General features: G+C 44.1%; 13 protein-coding genes, 1 other RNA gene and 2 pseudogenes. 5 read left to right on the top strand and 11 right to left on the bottom strand.

Annotation, left to right across the window (positions count from 1 at the left end; translation table 11 throughout):
• Positions 1-13: 13 nt before the first annotated feature.
• The 7 genes and pseudogenes from oppC to QTN94_RS01075 form a co-directional block, all read right to left on the bottom strand.
• Positions 14-916 (bottom strand): oligopeptide ABC transporter permease OppC, encoded by a 903-nt coding sequence (gene oppC / locus QTN94_RS01100; RefSeq protein ID WP_331417281.1) that lies wholly within the window; start codon positions 914-916, stop codon positions 14-16.
• A 15-nt stretch (positions 917-931) separates the two neighbouring features.
• A complete protein-coding gene (gene oppB / locus QTN94_RS01095) occupies positions 932-1,852 on the bottom strand; it encodes an oligopeptide ABC transporter permease OppB (RefSeq protein WP_331417280.1) in 921 nt (306 codons plus the stop codon).
• Positions 1,853-1,923: 71 nt separating this feature from the next.
• Positions 1,924-3,564 carry an ABC transporter substrate-binding protein gene (locus QTN94_RS01090; protein ID WP_331426588.1) on the bottom strand — a complete coding sequence of 547 codons (1,641 nt, stop codon included), beginning with the start codon at positions 3,562-3,564 and terminating at the stop codon, positions 1,924-1,926.
• 682 nt (positions 3,565-4,246) lie between these two features.
• Positions 4,247-4,343: signal recognition particle sRNA small type (gene ffs, locus QTN94_RS01085), an RNA gene on the bottom strand.
• A gap of 127 nt (positions 4,344-4,470) precedes the next feature.
• A complete protein-coding gene (locus QTN94_RS20620) occupies positions 4,471-4,872 on the bottom strand; it encodes a GGDEF domain-containing protein (RefSeq protein ID WP_443088775.1) in 402 nt (133 codons plus the stop codon).
• Positions 4,873-5,037: 165 nt separating this feature from the next.
• Positions 5,038-5,709 (bottom strand): annotated as a pseudogene (locus tag QTN94_RS20615) (transporter substrate-binding domain-containing protein); the annotation flags it as partial.
• A gap of 251 nt (positions 5,710-5,960) precedes the next feature.
• On the bottom strand, positions 5,961-6,701 hold the full coding sequence (locus QTN94_RS01075; protein ID WP_138970838.1) for a hypothetical protein: 741 nt from the start codon (positions 6,699-6,701) through the stop codon (positions 5,961-5,963).
• A gap of 49 nt (positions 6,702-6,750) precedes the next feature.
• Here QTN94_RS01075 and QTN94_RS01070 point away from each other — a divergent pair.
• Positions 6,751-7,084: pseudogene (locus tag QTN94_RS01070) on the top strand (MGMT family protein).
• Positions 7,085-7,105: 21 nt separating this feature from the next.
• Here the strand turns inward: QTN94_RS01070 and QTN94_RS01065 are convergent.
• The gene (locus tag QTN94_RS01065; protein ID WP_138970836.1) at positions 7,106-7,531 is read right to left on the bottom strand and encodes a YbaY family lipoprotein; all 426 of its coding nucleotides are present in this window, start codon (positions 7,529-7,531) and stop codon (positions 7,106-7,108) included.
• A 194-nt stretch (positions 7,532-7,725) separates the two neighbouring features.
• Between QTN94_RS01065 and tesB the strand changes: the two genes are divergently transcribed.
• Positions 7,726-8,586 (top strand): acyl-CoA thioesterase II, encoded by an 861-nt coding sequence (gene tesB / locus QTN94_RS01060; protein ID WP_331417276.1) that lies wholly within the window; start codon positions 7,726-7,728, stop codon positions 8,584-8,586.
• 27 nt (positions 8,587-8,613) lie between these two features.
• Here the strand turns inward: tesB and QTN94_RS01055 are convergent, their stop codons facing one another.
• Positions 8,614-9,087 (bottom strand): Lrp/AsnC family transcriptional regulator, encoded by a 474-nt coding sequence (locus QTN94_RS01055; protein WP_171052125.1) that lies wholly within the window; start codon positions 9,085-9,087, stop codon positions 8,614-8,616.
• A 117-nt stretch (positions 9,088-9,204) separates the two neighbouring features.
• On the opposite strand from QTN94_RS01055, the gene QTN94_RS01050 reads away from it, so the two are divergent.
• Positions 9,205-10,272, top strand: a complete 1,068-nt coding sequence (locus QTN94_RS01050; protein WP_331426587.1) for a PLP-dependent cysteine synthase family protein — start codon at positions 9,205-9,207, stop codon at positions 10,270-10,272.
• A gap of 72 nt (positions 10,273-10,344) precedes the next feature.
• Here the strand turns inward: QTN94_RS01050 and QTN94_RS01045 are convergent, their stop codons facing one another.
• Both QTN94_RS01045 and QTN94_RS01040 read right to left on the bottom strand, forming a co-directional pair.
• Positions 10,345-10,665, bottom strand: a complete 321-nt coding sequence (locus tag QTN94_RS01045; RefSeq protein ID WP_171052124.1) for a DUF1244 domain-containing protein — start codon at positions 10,663-10,665, stop codon at positions 10,345-10,347.
• Positions 10,666-10,790: 125 nt separating this feature from the next.
• Positions 10,791-11,663: a Tim44 domain-containing protein gene (locus QTN94_RS01040; RefSeq protein ID WP_331426586.1), complete on the bottom strand. Its 873-nt coding sequence runs from the start codon at positions 11,661-11,663 to the stop codon at positions 10,791-10,793.
• Positions 11,664-11,856: 193 nt separating this feature from the next.
• Here QTN94_RS01040 and QTN94_RS01035 point away from each other — a divergent pair, with 193 nt between their 5' ends.
• On the top strand, positions 11,857-12,447 hold the full coding sequence (locus tag QTN94_RS01035; protein WP_331426585.1) for a TetR/AcrR family transcriptional regulator: 591 nt from the start codon (positions 11,857-11,859) through the stop codon (positions 12,445-12,447).
• Positions 12,448-12,471: 24 nt separating this feature from the next.
• The gene (locus tag QTN94_RS01030) at positions 12,472-14,343 is read left to right on the top strand and encodes an MFS transporter (RefSeq protein ID WP_331426584.1); all 1,872 of its coding nucleotides are present in this window, start codon (positions 12,472-12,474) and stop codon (positions 14,341-14,343) included.
• Positions 14,344-14,415 lie beyond the last annotated feature (72 nt).

Below are 14,415 nucleotides of genomic sequence, written 5' to 3'. Positions count from 1 at the left end.
TTTATACTTTTAATTAGCGGTCTTTCGGGTCAAGCGCGTCACGCAGACCATCACCAACATAGTTGAAGCAGAATAGAGTCACGACCATAAAGGCTGCTGGGAATGAAAGTTGCCAGATAGCAATTTCCATTGTCTGTGACCCTTCTTGAAGTAGTGCGCCCCAACTTGTCATTGGCTCCTGAACACCAAGACCAAGGAATGATAAGAATGACTCCGTTAGAATCATGCTAGGAATAAGCAGCGTTGAGTAAACCGCTACAATACCCAATACGTTTGGTACGATATGGCGAGTGATGATTTTCCACTTGCTCACACCACAAACATGGGCAGCTTCAATAAACTCTTTACTACGCAAGCTTAGAGTCTGACCACGTACGATACGCGCCATATCAAGCCATGCAATGGCACCAATCGCTACGAAGATCAAAATGATATTACGACCAAAGAATGTAACTAGTACGATAACTAGGAACATAAATGGAACCGCGTATAGGATCTCTAGTACACGCATCATCAGACGGTCTACTTTGCCGCCAATGAAGCCAGATGCCGCGCCGTAAAGTGTACCAATAAGTACAGCGACAAGTGCGCCTAGTACACCAACCATTAACGAGATACGACCACCAATAAGGGTACGAACATATAGGTCACGACCTAAGCTATCAGTACCAAACCAGTGTTCCGCGCTTGGCCCAACGTGCATCGCATACCAATCCGTATCATCGAACGTGTATGGCGCGATCATTGGCAAGAAAATCACCGCCAATGTCATGATAAATAGGATGAAAAGACTCACCATAGCCGCTTTGTTACGCATAAAGCGGATTCGCGCGTCCTGCCATAAACTGCGACCTTCAATCTCAAGATTCTCTGAGAATTTTTCGATCGCTTCTAGATTCTCTTTTTTCGTTAACATAACGATACTTCCCTGTTAGTAACGGATTTTCGGGTCGATTAACGCTAGTAAAATATCAACAACAGCGTTGAACAAGATGAATAGGAAACCAATTAGGATGGTAATTCCCATTACTAGCGAGTAGTCACGGTTAAATGCTGCGTTAACGAATAGCTTACCAATACCTGGCAGACCAAAGATCGTTTCGATAACAACAGAACCAGTAATGATACCTACGAATGCAGGACCCATGTAAGAAACTACAGGTAGCAGTGCAGGTTTCAGCGCATGCTTAAGAACAATGTAACGGTAGCTCAAGCCCTTAGCTCGTGCTGTACGGATAAAGTTACTGTTGAGAGTTTCAATCATTGAACCACGAGTGATACGAGCAAAGGTCGCAATGTACAGAAATGACATACCTAACACTGGAAGTACCATGTACTCAATCGCACCACCGTTCCAACCGCCCGCAGGGAACCAGCCTAAGCCGATCGAAAAGATATAAATCAGAACAGGAGCAAATACGAAGGAGGGTAACACCACCCCTATCATGGACGTGGACATGACCGAATAGTCAAGCCAAGTATTCTGTTTCAGTGCAGCCAGTGTACCGACCGCCACACCGACGATCACGGTAAAAATAAACGCGTAAAAGCCCACTTTAGCTGAAACTGGTAATGCTTCAGCGACTAACTCATTAACGGTGTAGTCTTTGTATTTGAATGAAGGGCCAAAATCACCTTGCAAAATATTGCCTAAATAGGTGGTGTATTGTTCAAATAAAGGCTTGTCTAGACCATATTTCTCATTGATGTTTTGCATTACTTCAGGTGGCAAAGTCTTTTCTGATGAAAAAGGGTTACCTGGAGCAAAACGCATAAGGAAAAAAGAAACGGTTATTAGGACAAGTAAGGTCGGAATTGCTTCCACAATACGAGTAAAAATTAACTTCAACATAATGCATCTCACATCTAAAAAAATGCACCCATAGCGCAGGCTATGGGCGCATTCTTATCTACTTCAAATTACTATTTTTTAATAATGTACATATCTTTTGAGTAGATATTGTCCTGAGGGTTCTGATCAGGATAGCCGCCTACCACTGTGCTCACTAGGCGAGGCTGAACGTACTGGTAAATCGGAGCGATTGGCATGTCTTGCGCAAGCTGAGCTTCAGCAATTGCATAGAACGCATTACGTTCTTCATCCGTTTTCGCTACGTTTACAGCGTCGTTCATCGCTTTGTCAAAAACAGCGCTAGAGTATTTCTGATCGTTTGAACCATTCTCAGTCATAGCGATTGCTAGGAAAGTAGATGCTTCGTTGTAGTCAGCACACCAGCCCGCACGACGAACGTCAAAGTTGCCTTGCTTGCTGCTGTCTAGGTACGTTTTCCACTCTTGGTTTTCAAGTTTCACGTTTACGAAACCACCTAGAGATTTCTTCCACATAGATTGTACCGCTACAGCGATCTTCTTGTGGTTCTCTGAAGTGTTGTAAAGAAGTGTGAAGTCTAGTGGTTTACCCTGACCAAAGCCTGCTTCTGCTAGAAGCTCTTTCGCTTTCTCTATACGCTCTTTTTGAGATAGAGATGCGTACTCAGGCGCTTCAGGAGAGAAACCTGTGATACCGCTGTGAGTCAGCGCGAATGCTGGCTTCTGACCTTGACCAAGAATTGCGTTAGTGATGATGTCACGATCGATAGTGTAAGACAGTGCCTTACGTACGCGTACATCGTCAAATGGAGGGCGTTGAGTGTTGAAACCGTAGTAGTAAGTACATAGGTTTGGGGAAACCACGACGTTTTCAGGGTAATCTTTAGACAGACGACGGAACTGCTCGTTTGGCACTTCGTATGTTAAGTGAATTTCACCAGATAGGAAGCGGTTCATTTCCGCGTTTTGGTTTTCGATAGGTAGGAAGGTTACCTTATCAATGACTGTGTCTTTGTTATCCCAGTAATTTGTGTTGCGCTCAAGAACAATCTTCTCGTTCACAACCCAATCAGATAGTACGTATGCACCGTTACCTACGAAGTTACCTGGTTTAGTCCAGTTAGTGCCAAACTTCTCAACCGTTGCTTTATGAACTGGGTACATCGTTGTGTGTGCCATCATCTTAACAAAGTAAGGTAGTGGTACTTCGGTTTCTAGTACTAGAGTGTGATCGTCAACAGCTTTAACACCAAGCTCGCTTACGTCTTTTTTGCCAGCAATAATGTCTTTAGCATTCTTCATCTTTGTATATTCGATGTACCAAGCGTATGGTGATGCTGTCGCTGGATCTGCTGCACGCTTGAAGCTGTATTCGAAATCGTACGCAGTTACTGGGTCACCGTTAGACCATTTAGCGTCTTTACGGATTTTGAAAGTGAAAGTTTGGTTGTCTTCTGTAGTCCAAGACTCAGCTGCGCCAGGGATTGTGTTACCTGGACCATCTTGAATCACTAGCCCTTCCATTAAGTCGCGTAGAACGTGTGACTCTGGAACACCTTCAACTTTATGTGGGTCAAGAGACGCAACTTCAGTACCGTTACCACGGACCAGTTCTTGAACTTTAGCTAGTTGAGTGCCAGCAGGAACATCTGCTGCAAGTGTAGTAGTAGAAGTGGCAGCCACTGCCAAACCAGCGCCTAGAAGTAGGGCTTGTGTGATTTTATTCTTGTACATGCATTAAACTCCGAGTTTTATGTATTGCATCCATGACTTCTTTGTATCTCACTAGAACGGCCAGTGATTTAGAACTGTTTAGCTCAAAAATTAAGCATAAAAATCTAAAATAATACAAAGATTGCGGCACACATTAGCAATCATTGAAGTAATTTGCCATAAAAATGTAGCAAAAAGTCGTATATACACCCGATTACGTCAATAAATTGGTAAGAATCTCTAGGTATCAAGAATTCCTTAGTTGAATAAAATAAAAATTCTCCCCCAAGCAGATTGAAGTGCCAAATTATCTAATAAGAAGCTTTTTTAGCATCTTATGCTATATATTGTGCGGAAAATTTTACAAAAGTAATGCAATCTAGATAACAAATAGCTACATTTACCTTTGATAAAAGTAGGTTCTGTGAACTTAGTCACTTCACTTAAATTTACTAAAGTCTAATTATCATATTTCAGACATTAATCCCAATTATCAACCAAATGATAGATATTCCCATCATTAATACATGTGGGTTTATTTAGATTTTTTATCAGAACAATCTGATCGAGGGAAAATAGTTAATGCGGGTTGGAATAAGTTCTAAACGAGAATTCTAATGTTTAGACAAAAAGGAAAGGATTAAAATTAAAAAGTAGCAGATAGCAAAACGCCGCTAATAAAAGCGGCGTTTTTAATGGGTGGAAGCCCCAGCCACATCCCGGCACACAAGTCACTCGCTGCGGCTGCTTCCTTCCGGACCTGACCGAGTTCACGAGCTATTGTTGCGGGAGGACCAGGGCCTCCATAGATTCGTTTTCCTTAGCAGAGCTAAGGAGTGAGGGGATTATCAGTCATCCTCAGGGCTATTTCAAGTCAAACAAGGCAGAAAAGTCATCCTTTCGATTCAACTGCTTAGTGAGTAACCACTATGAGTTGAGAGAAACCACTTTCGCAGCTTGTCTCGCCCCATTTTTTCCGTCTGCTTGCGCTTGCTTGTGCTGATACATTTCTACATCGGCTTCATGTATCACTTCTTCAATGCTCATAAAGTGTCTTCCTGAAGGTGAAGCACCGAAAGCTAGGGAGACATTGAACGCAATGCTTTTGTCATCAGAAGCGAACGGAAACAACTCAAACTGGCTTTTTAACTTGCTGACCTCTTCTGGCGTAACCTTACCGACAAGCACAAACTCATCGCCACCAATTCGATAACTCGATCCACGCCAATAACGACTAATGTAGCTCGCCACCGCTTTTAACACTTGGTCACCGACTTCATGACCATAGCTGTCATTGATCTGTTTGAATCGATTTACATCTAAATAGATTAAGGTCTCATCCCCATTGATGCCGCTTCTATATTTCTGCTTTAGTGCTCAACGATTACGTAACCTGGTTAGATTATCGGTATTTGATTGGCTATGCAGATACATCGCCACGACCACTAAAAATCCTAGCACCAATAAGAAGAGAAACTGGCTATTTCGTGAGAACGCCTGTTTTCTCAAATCAAATTGATACTGCTTCACCGACTCGCGCAGAAGTTTTTGTACCTCTGCGCCGTGCACATAATGTTCAATCGTTTTGAGTAAGTTTTGATGTTTGCCTTTTGGCGCAATAATTGAAACGGGCTTAATCATCAGTTGATGGTTAAGCAATTGTGCATCGTAACCCGCGAGAAGCATGGGTTTTAACTGATTGATCGCGTCAACAACACCATCAACTTGCCCTGACTCAATCAAGGATTTAGCTTGGTCATGTCCACGATATTCTACCAAGCTCATTTCTGGATAGTTAGCGTGAATCAACTCGCCATAAATGGTTCCGGCGGGTACTCCGACGGTTGAGACTTCATCCAAGTCGGCATTAATCAAACTAAAAAGATAGGTGTATTCAATATTGGTTGGGCTTGAGAACTCAAAAAACTCAGCGCGCTCAGTAGTATAAGTAACGTTGGCGGCAAAATCGGCTTGCGAAGTTTTTACGGCATTTAGGATGCTATTAAAGCTTGGATAATAGACATACTCCACCTGCAACCCAAATTGCTCAGAAACAGCATCAAAAAGTATCCGTGAGACGACATCATCCGCCTCCATCGCGACCTTATATTTGGTGTTTGCGTACGTTGTGGGTATCAATAGCATGCAAAACACAGTGCACCACATGCGCCAGAGGTAGGTCATCCTTGCTTGTTCCTATTTGAATAGTTATGAATTCTCTTATCTCAAAGATGACCAAGGAACAAAGATGCCCTGGGGATATCATCGAGTCGGATGCCGAACTAAAGTGTCGGACAAACAAGCACTTGTTTAAAAGTATTGTCCTTATCAACCCACTCACCGTTCAAAACATGCGCAATTTTGACACACATAGTTGAATATGCCAACCGCATATACATCGAACTCTGATTGACTATTTATATGTCTTGCTCTTGTTCAACACTTCGCAAAATGTAGTCTGTCATCCAAGCTGTACCGAGCAAACAGATCCACACGACAAACACGGGATTGGGCACTTCGATGGTAGGGGTAACGACTAAGGCAGCGAAGCCAACCGTTGGTAATGTCCAACATAACAATTTACTCCAACGGAATGAGGTCAACTTCGACAAACTTTCCATCGAGGCCATAATGCCTGTAATACATAGAGCCAACAGCGCGGCGTAAGACAAATCAGCTATCCATAACGGCAGAATTAAACCCAGAGCCCACCAGCTATGTTTGTTGGATGGCTTCCAGTGAGAGACTGACCACCAAATAGCAATCACGGCAATAGTTTGGACAAAAGTGACAACGGGTTCACCAGCGAGTTTTCCTCCCGCTTGTGTCACCATAATCCCCACCATTAAGGTCGTCACGATCAAAGCACTTGTCAGCACGACCCCCAAGCTGCTTCGTTTAGAAAATGCGACCATTAATAACGGGAACAGTACCCATAAACTCACGGATAACGTAAACGGTTGATGAGGTAGTGTAAGACCATAAGTGGTCATCGCAGCCATCAATACAAGACCGACCACACCGCCCTGGGGAAAAATCCACAATGCGGGGATGATTAAGGCTAAAACGGGGATATCGCCTTCGCTTAGACTGATACTCCGAGCACAAACCACAGCCAATAACGTTGTCACTAAGAACTGAAATGTAGAAAATACCATGCCCTCTCCTTATCCATTCCTTGGAACTCTGTACTAGGACACTCTGATTATGGACCAGTTTTTAATGCAAATCTTTGCTGTAATTCACCAAATTCCTAGTGGAAAAGTCACGACCTATGGTGAGATCGCAAAACGCGCAGGTTATCCTGGCTATGCCCGTCACGTTGGTAAAGCCCTTGGCAATCTTCCACAAGAGACCAAGTTGCCTTGGCAATCTTCCACAAGAGACCAAGTTGCCTTGGCACCGAGTGATTAACAGTCAGGGCAAGATTTCTTTAAAAGGACAGGATCTACTGAGACAAAGAGCCAAGCTTATTGCAGAAGGTGTTGAAGTCAGTGAAGAGGGAAAGTTGAGCTTGAGAAAATATAAATGGCAGCCCTGATGGGCTGCCATTCAATACTCTTTAGTTACGCACACCGATTAGGCGCAGATTGACATTGTCCGTCTGTGCATCATCAGTAATAACCGGATAAGACGTATCAGTAATGAAACGAAGCTGACCATCTACTTCAATACGCGCACTCACACTGTAACGGTGGCGAGCTTCAATTTTGTTAGTATCGTAAGCGAGGTCAAACTCGAAAGGAACTTGCGCACCATTGGTTTCAAAACGATGCTTAGCGATAACTTTTGCTGGAGCGTCCGCCAATGAGACATCTTGTAGAGTCACTGTCACCACTGCATTATCCGGCAACGCAATGCGCTCACGGTAAGCAAGTGTGCCTGTCACTGAATCCACTCGTGGTTGCTCTTGTTTCTCTGAAGATTGGCAGCCAACCAATACTGCACCTAGTACCACTGACATTACTAACGCTAGTGCCTTTTTCATAAAGCCTCTCTATAACTAATTAAATTCACGAGGATTATAGAAGGCTATTATATGAATGTCATTGTACGCTAACGATTACTGACAAAGTTCTGACTATGTTAGTTCTATGATGACAATTAAAATTTAAACAGCTGTTTTATTTGTCAGTAACTGCGTAAAATGGGTCTCAAATATGGTATTAGAAGGTCACAAATATGAGTAAACCTCTAAACGAGTTGTTGAATTTATTGCAATTAGAAAAACTTGAAGAAGGACTTTTTAGAGGTCAAAGCGAAAACCTCGGGCTACCACAAGTTTATGGTGGTCAGGTTATCGGTCAGGCATTATCAGCGGCTCGCTACACCGTTGATGCGGATCGTACGGTTCACTCATTTCATAGCTATTTTCTCTATCCGGGAAATCCCGAGAAACCTATTATTTACGATGTGGAAAACCTACGCGATGGTCGTAGTTTCAGTACTCGTCGTGTGAAAGCGATTCAAAATGGGCGTCCAATCTTCTACCTCACCGCATCTTATCACGGCGAAGCACCGGGGTTTGAACACCAAAATGTGATGCCTGATATCCCAGGGCCAGAGCACTTTGCGTCAGAGTCAGAGCTTGCTGGCCGCATTGCTCATTTGCTACCAGAAAAATTGCAGAAAACGTTTTGCGGAGAAAAACCTATCGAAATGCGACCGGTTACAGTGGTAAATCCGTTGAAACCTGAAAAAGCGGATCCCAAGCAATATCTTTGGATAAAAGCCAACGGCAAAGTACCGGATAACCAACTTATCCATCAATATTTATTAGGCTACGCATCTGATTGGGGCTTCCTTGTCACTGCGCTACACCCTCACGGTGTCTCTCTGATGACACCGAAATTCCAGGTCGCTACCATCGACCACTCCATTTGGTTCCACCGACCATTTAAAGTCGATGACTGGCTTCTCTATGCGATAGAAAGTCCAACTGCAAGCAATACACGGGGACTGGTCCGTGGCGAAATATACAATCGTAATGGCGATCTTGTTGCTACCGCAGTACAAGAGGGTGTGATGCGTTTTACCAGCTAAAGCCATCAAGCCTCCTGCGGGAGGCTTTTAATCGCTGCAGATCGGCAGAGCCGTGGTGTATTTTAAAGGTTCCATGGCAAAAGTAGATGTCACGTTAGAAATACCTTCCACTGAGTTGACCAGTTTTTTGTAGAAGCGATCAAAACACTTCATGTCCTTCACTAAGACTTTCATCATATAGTCGTATTCACCCGCCATTCGATAAAACTCCATCACTTCCGGGAACTCAGAAGCGGTTGAAACAAAATGGCTGTACCATTCATGGGAATGGTCACTGGTTTTTATCAGTACGAAGGCCGTGAACGACAAATCCAATTTCTCGGGATTGAGTAGTGCAACTCGCTTTTGAATAACCCCCATCTCTTCTAGCTTCTTCATGCGCTTCCAACATGGTGTCGTTGTTAGATTGACTGCATCTGCCAGTTCATTGAGAGACAATGTTCCATCACTTTGTAATAGATCGAGTATTTTTCGGTCAATTTTGTCTAATTCGATATCCATAAAATCACATTTATAGAATTATTTTCTCCAAATAAAGCAAAACGGAGTAAAAAAAGCAAAGTTTTTCTCCCTATTAATCGCTACATTAACGCTATAACGATTCTAAGGATAAACCCTATGTGTACCGACCATAACTGGATTAACAATGCTGTACGAAAAATCGAAGCAGACTATCAGCGCAGTGCTGATACACATCTGATTAAACTCGATTTGCCAAGTATCGAAGGCGTTGATATTTATCTAAAAGATGAAAGTACACATCCGACAGGTTCTCTAAAACATCGTCTCGCACGCTCTCTATTCCTTTACGCAATTTGTAATGGTTGGGTGGGTCCTGAAACCACGATTATTGAATCTTCCTCAGGTAGTACCGCGGTTTCTGAAGCTTATTTTGCTCGTCTACTTGGCCTGCCATTTATTGCTGTGATGCCTAAATGTACCGCACGCAAAAAAATTGAGCAGATTGAATTCTACGGCGGTCAAGCCCATTTGGTTGATCGTTCTGATCAGATCTATGCAGAATCTAACCGCCTAGCTCAAGAGTTGAATGGGCATTATATAGACCAGTTTACCTACGCAGAACGAGCAACAGACTGGCGTGGTAATAACAATATAGCCAACTCGATCTTTAGTCAGATGGAAATGGAAGATCACCCAGTACCAACTTGGGTCGTAATGAGTCCGGGTACGGGGGGAACTTCAGCTACAATTGGGCGCTTTATTCGCTACCAACAACACGACACTAAGCTCTGTGTTGTTGACCCTGAAAACTCAGTGTTCCATGAGTATTTCAAGACAGGTAACAAAAATCTCACTGGCGATTGCGGAAGCAAAATTGAAGGCATTGGTCGTCCGCGAGTTGAGCCGAGCTTTATTCCTGGTGTTGTTGATGAGATGCGCACTATTCCTGACGCAGCATCCGTCGCAACGGCGCACTGGCTAGAAAAAATCCTAGGTCGTAAGGTCGGGGCATCAACTGGTACAAACTTATACGGTGTACTCCAGCTAGCCTGCGAAATGAAAGCCCGTGGTGAAAAAGGTTCGATTGTGACGCTACTGTGTGACAGCGGTGAACGTTATTTAGATACATACTACAACGCCGAGTGGGTTGAAGAGAACATCGGTGACCTTCAGCCATACATAGCCAAACTTGAAGAATTCGAGGCCACTGGCCAATTAAGCTAGCCTAATACAATAAGAGTCAAAGCCCCGTTCACTTTACGCGTAACGGGGCTTTTTTGTATTCACTCAGGTTGATTAACCCTTGTTTTGCCGCGCTTCAAACGCAGCTAGCTGCTCAGGCGTTGCTTTTGGCTGGTGGTTTTGTTTCCACTCATCGTAAGTCATGCCATAAACGCGTTCACGTGCATCATCGATATCGAGATCGATACCTTGGGTATCTGCTTCAGCCTTGTACCATTTACTGAAACAGTTACGGCAGAAACCAGCCAGAATCATTAAATCGATGTTTTGTACGTCTTTGTTGTCATCTAGATGCGCGAGTAAACGACGAAAAGCCGCAGCATCCAGTTTGTCTTGCTGCTCTTGAGTGAGGTTTTTGTATTTAAATTCAGCCACTTTACTTACCTTAGTATGATTTTTAGCTAGGCTAAAAATACTACCAAGCATTGACAGCTTTAGACAATACAAAAACGCCCAAGCTATGAGCTTGGGCGTTAAACTTTAACGGTTAGGTATCGGTATTAGCCTTGAATACCAACGATTAGCCATGGCGCATTTGGTGTGGTTAAATCACGCTCTAAGTGCCAGATATCTTCGATGTTCTCTTCAATACCTTCTACTGAGTCACGGTAACGACCACTAAACTGTAAGCTTAGTTGCGCTTTGCTTGCATCATAATCCGCACGCACGATTTCAGCATCAACATACATCACATCGGTATGTTGCTCTCCACCGAGTTTCTCACGTTCTGATTTCAGATCTTCAAATAAGCTTGGAGAAACATACTCTTCAATCGTATCTAACTGGTTGTGGTTCCAAGCACCTTGAAGGATACGGTAGTGTTCACGAGATCCATTGATAAAGGCCGCTTGGTCGAAACCCGGTGGGTAGTTATGAGGAACATCACTCTGAGCACCAAAACCACCGCTTTGTGCACCTGACTGAGGCTGCTCGAAATTATGTACATTTGGTTGTTCAAATTTAGGCGCAGAACCTCCGAATGCAGGCTGCTGACGATGCTGATTCATACTGCCCTGCTTTGCCCCAAGCATGCCACGCATAAGTTTGAAGATAACAAAAGCAATCAAACCGATGATCAAGATATCCATGAATTGGATACCTTCAAATGCACCACCAAAGAAGGCAGCAAGCAGTCCACCAGCTAACAAGCCACCAAGTAGGCCGCCCATCAAGCCTTTCTTGGTTGAGCTTTGAGTCTTAGTTGCTTGATCTTTACCAATAGTATTGGTGTTTTGTTGTTGCTGTTTTGGCGCAGGCGCAGTTTTAAGACTTTTGCCGAACGATTTTCCGCCACCTAACTTCTTTGCCTCGGCAATCGGCGTGATAGCCACTGAGACCATAAGTAGAGCAACGAGAGAAAAGAGCCGTTTCATATTCTTCCTTTCAAGTTCGTATCGAGGTATTGAATTTTTATTTATTATGACATCTTACCCTCAGCGGAACTAGATTCATACAAAAACGTCGGCGCGACATGTATCAGAATATTGCAAATTGTCCTTAGCAAAGTTGCGCTATAGGCATTGGCTCATTAGAATATTGAACAATGTTCATTTTAGATTATTCACCATGGCAAGAAGAAACGATCACACCCGCGAAGAACTCATCGCCCTTACACTATCAACGGTAAAGGCGTTTCTCACGACCAATTCGTATCATGAGCTTAGCTTGCGTAAGATCGCAACCATGATTGGTTATGTACCGAGTACACTGGTCAATGTGTTCGGAAACTACAATTTACTGTTATTGCATGTCGTAGCGCAGACCTTAGACGAGCTATCATCTGAAGCCAACCATGTCGTTAACGGCAGCAAAGATAACCGGTCAGCACTGTACGAACTGGCCTATTGCTATCATGACTTTGCACTTCGCCATCCAAATCGTTGGCAACTTATCTTCGAGCACAATATGAATGGCGAGACGCTGCCGGAGTGGCAAGCACAACGAATTAATGCCATGACTGGTATGCTAGAACACCTGTTACAAGCACTTGCCCCTCATCGCAGTGAAGCCGATGTGCTAAAAGCAAGTCGCGTGCTTTGGTCAGGTGTGCACGGTATTACGCTACTAAGCGTCGATGACAAGTTCTTCAGCGATAAGCCTATCGATGGTAAGGAGTTGATCGAGAATTTGCTCTCAAACTACCTGACCAATTGGTAACATCCTAAATGTTAAGGATCACTAATGTCTGATAGCCAAAGCTCTTTACTAAGGCAGAAACGATTTCTGCCTTATTTCGTCACACAGTTTTTCGGCGCTTTCAACGACAACATTTTTAAAAATGTTCTGCTGCTGTTCGTCGCTTTTGCTGGCGCAGGTACCTTACCCATTTCCAGTGATTTATTCATCAATCTCGCGGCAGGTCTGTTTATTCTGCCCTTTTTCCTTTTTTCAGCCTCCGCGGGTGTATTGGCTGACAAATATGAGAAATCTTGGTTTATTCGCAAGGTTAAACTCGCTGAGATCGGCATCATGTGTTTAGGGGCAATCGGCTTTATCACCGAAAGTTACACTATACTGCTGATACTGCTGTTCTTGATGGGTACGCAATCTGCGTTTTTCGGTCCGGTAAAATATGCGCTTCTGCCTCAGCAACTCAAACCCAATGAGTTAGTCCCAGGCAACGCTTTAGTCGAAACCGGCACATTTCTCGCGATTTTAATCGGCACTCTAGGAGCGGGGGTTATCGCCTCTTCTGAAAGCGCCAAATACGTCGCGGCAGCGTCCGTCGTTATCTTCGCGCTGCTTGGCTACCTCGCGAGCCGTTCTATTCCTGTAGCACCTGCCAGTGCGCCAACGCTCGAGTTCCGTTGGCAACCAATCAAACAAACCAAACAAACCATCGCCATCGCCAAATCAGATCAGACAATCTTCCGCTCATTAATGGCCATCAGTTGGTTTTGGTTTCTGGGCGCGGCATACCTGACCCAATTTCCTAACTTCACTAAGATCTACCTTAATGGCAGTGAAAGTGCCGTCTCATTTTTACTTGCGCTCTTTTCCATAGGTATTGCGCTAGGTTCGCTAGCGTGCGACAAACTCTCAAACCATCGTATTGAAGTTGGTATCGTGCCGCTCGGCAGTTTTGGGATCACCGTGTTTGGCGCATTAATGGCGTTAGCGGTTCCACAACAGTTACCAGAATTTGCTCATTTTTCAGACTTTGTGGCATACCAACCTTTGTGGCCAGTATTTGCATACCTATTTCTACTTGGTGCTTCTGGCGGTGTCTTTATCGTCCCGCTATATGCGCTGATGCAACAACGAGCAAAAGTCGATCAACGGGCACAGGTTATTGCCGCACTCAACATTTACAACTCTCTATTTATGGTCGGTAGTGCCATTCTAGGAATTATTTGCCTATCTGTTATTGGCCTTTCTATTCCTCAGTTATTCTTGCTGCTGGCGGTACTCAACATGTTGGTGGCGACTTACCTGTTTTCTCAAGTCCCTATCTTTGTCGTCCGCTTTCTAGTCTGGATACTTACTCACACCATGTACCGAGTGACCCATAAGAATCTGCATAATTTGCCAGATAAACAGGGCGCTCTACTGGTTTGCAACCATGTCAGCTATATGGATGCTTTGTTGCTCAGTGCCGTTTGTCCAAGGCTCATTCGATTTGTAATGGAAGAAGATTATGCCAATGCACCTCCTTTGCGCCGTTTTCTCAAGCGCGCGGGAGTTATTCCCATTTCGGCAACTAATCGCCGCTCAATAGTAAGAGCATTTTCAGAAGTGGAGCAGGCACTGGCCGAAGGACACATTGTCTGTATCTTCCCCGAAGGTCGCTTGACCTCCGATGGTGAGATGAATCCATTTATGCGCGGTATGGATCTGATCCTCAAACGTAGCCCTGTTCCTGTCATTCCTATTGCGCTAAAGGGCATGTGGGGAAGTTACTTCAGCCGTCATAAAGGGGCAGCCTGTAAAGGGTTACCAACGCGATTTTGGTCAAAGATTGAAATTGAAGTGGGTGAGCCGGTAGACCCTAAATCAGCGTCTACGGAGACGATGTTTGAAAAGGTCTCGACACTAAGAGGCGACTGGCGCTAGGTCTATCATAACAAAACACGGCTGTTCAGTTTTTCTGAACAGCCGTTCAAAACATTCAGCTCTATTTATCGC

Source organism: Vibrio sp. M250220, from assembly GCF_036533795.1.
Classification (GTDB): Bacteria; Pseudomonadota; Gammaproteobacteria; order Enterobacterales; family Vibrionaceae; genus Vibrio.
The sequence above is the reverse complement of the archived record's forward strand: the minus strand, read 5'-3'. Positions and strand labels throughout refer to the sequence as shown.

Excerpts from the sequence above, each read along its gene's own strand:
- oppC (WP_331417281.1), bottom strand. The coding sequence starts at position 916 with ATGTTAACGAAAAAAGAGAATCTAGAAGCGATCGAAAAATTCTCAGAG.
- oppB (WP_331417280.1), bottom strand. The coding sequence starts at position 1,852 with ATGTTGAAGTTAATTTTTACTCGTATTGTGGAAGCAATTCCGACCTTA.
- QTN94_RS01090 (WP_331426588.1), bottom strand. The coding sequence starts at position 3,564 with ATGTACAAGAATAAAATCACACAAGCCCTACTTCTAGGCGCTGGTTTG.
- QTN94_RS01075 (WP_138970838.1), bottom strand. The coding sequence starts at position 6,701 with ATGGTATTTTCTACATTTCAGTTCTTAGTGACAACGTTATTGGCTGTG.
- QTN94_RS01065 (WP_138970836.1), bottom strand. The coding sequence starts at position 7,531 with ATGAAAAAGGCACTAGCGTTAGTAATGTCAGTGGTACTAGGTGCAGTA.
- tesB (WP_331417276.1), top strand. The coding sequence starts at position 7,726 with ATGAGTAAACCTCTAAACGAGTTGTTGAATTTATTGCAATTAGAAAAA.
- QTN94_RS01055 (WP_171052125.1), bottom strand. The coding sequence starts at position 9,087 with ATGGATATCGAATTAGACAAAATTGACCGAAAAATACTCGATCTATTA.
- QTN94_RS01050 (WP_331426587.1), top strand. The coding sequence starts at position 9,205 with ATGTGTACCGACCATAACTGGATTAACAATGCTGTACGAAAAATCGAA.
- QTN94_RS01040 (WP_331426586.1), bottom strand. The coding sequence starts at position 11,663 with ATGAAACGGCTCTTTTCTCTCGTTGCTCTACTTATGGTCTCAGTGGCT.
- QTN94_RS01035 (WP_331426585.1), top strand. The coding sequence starts at position 11,857 with ATGGCAAGAAGAAACGATCACACCCGCGAAGAACTCATCGCCCTTACA.
- QTN94_RS01030 (WP_331426584.1), top strand. The coding sequence starts at position 12,472 with ATGTCTGATAGCCAAAGCTCTTTACTAAGGCAGAAACGATTTCTGCCT.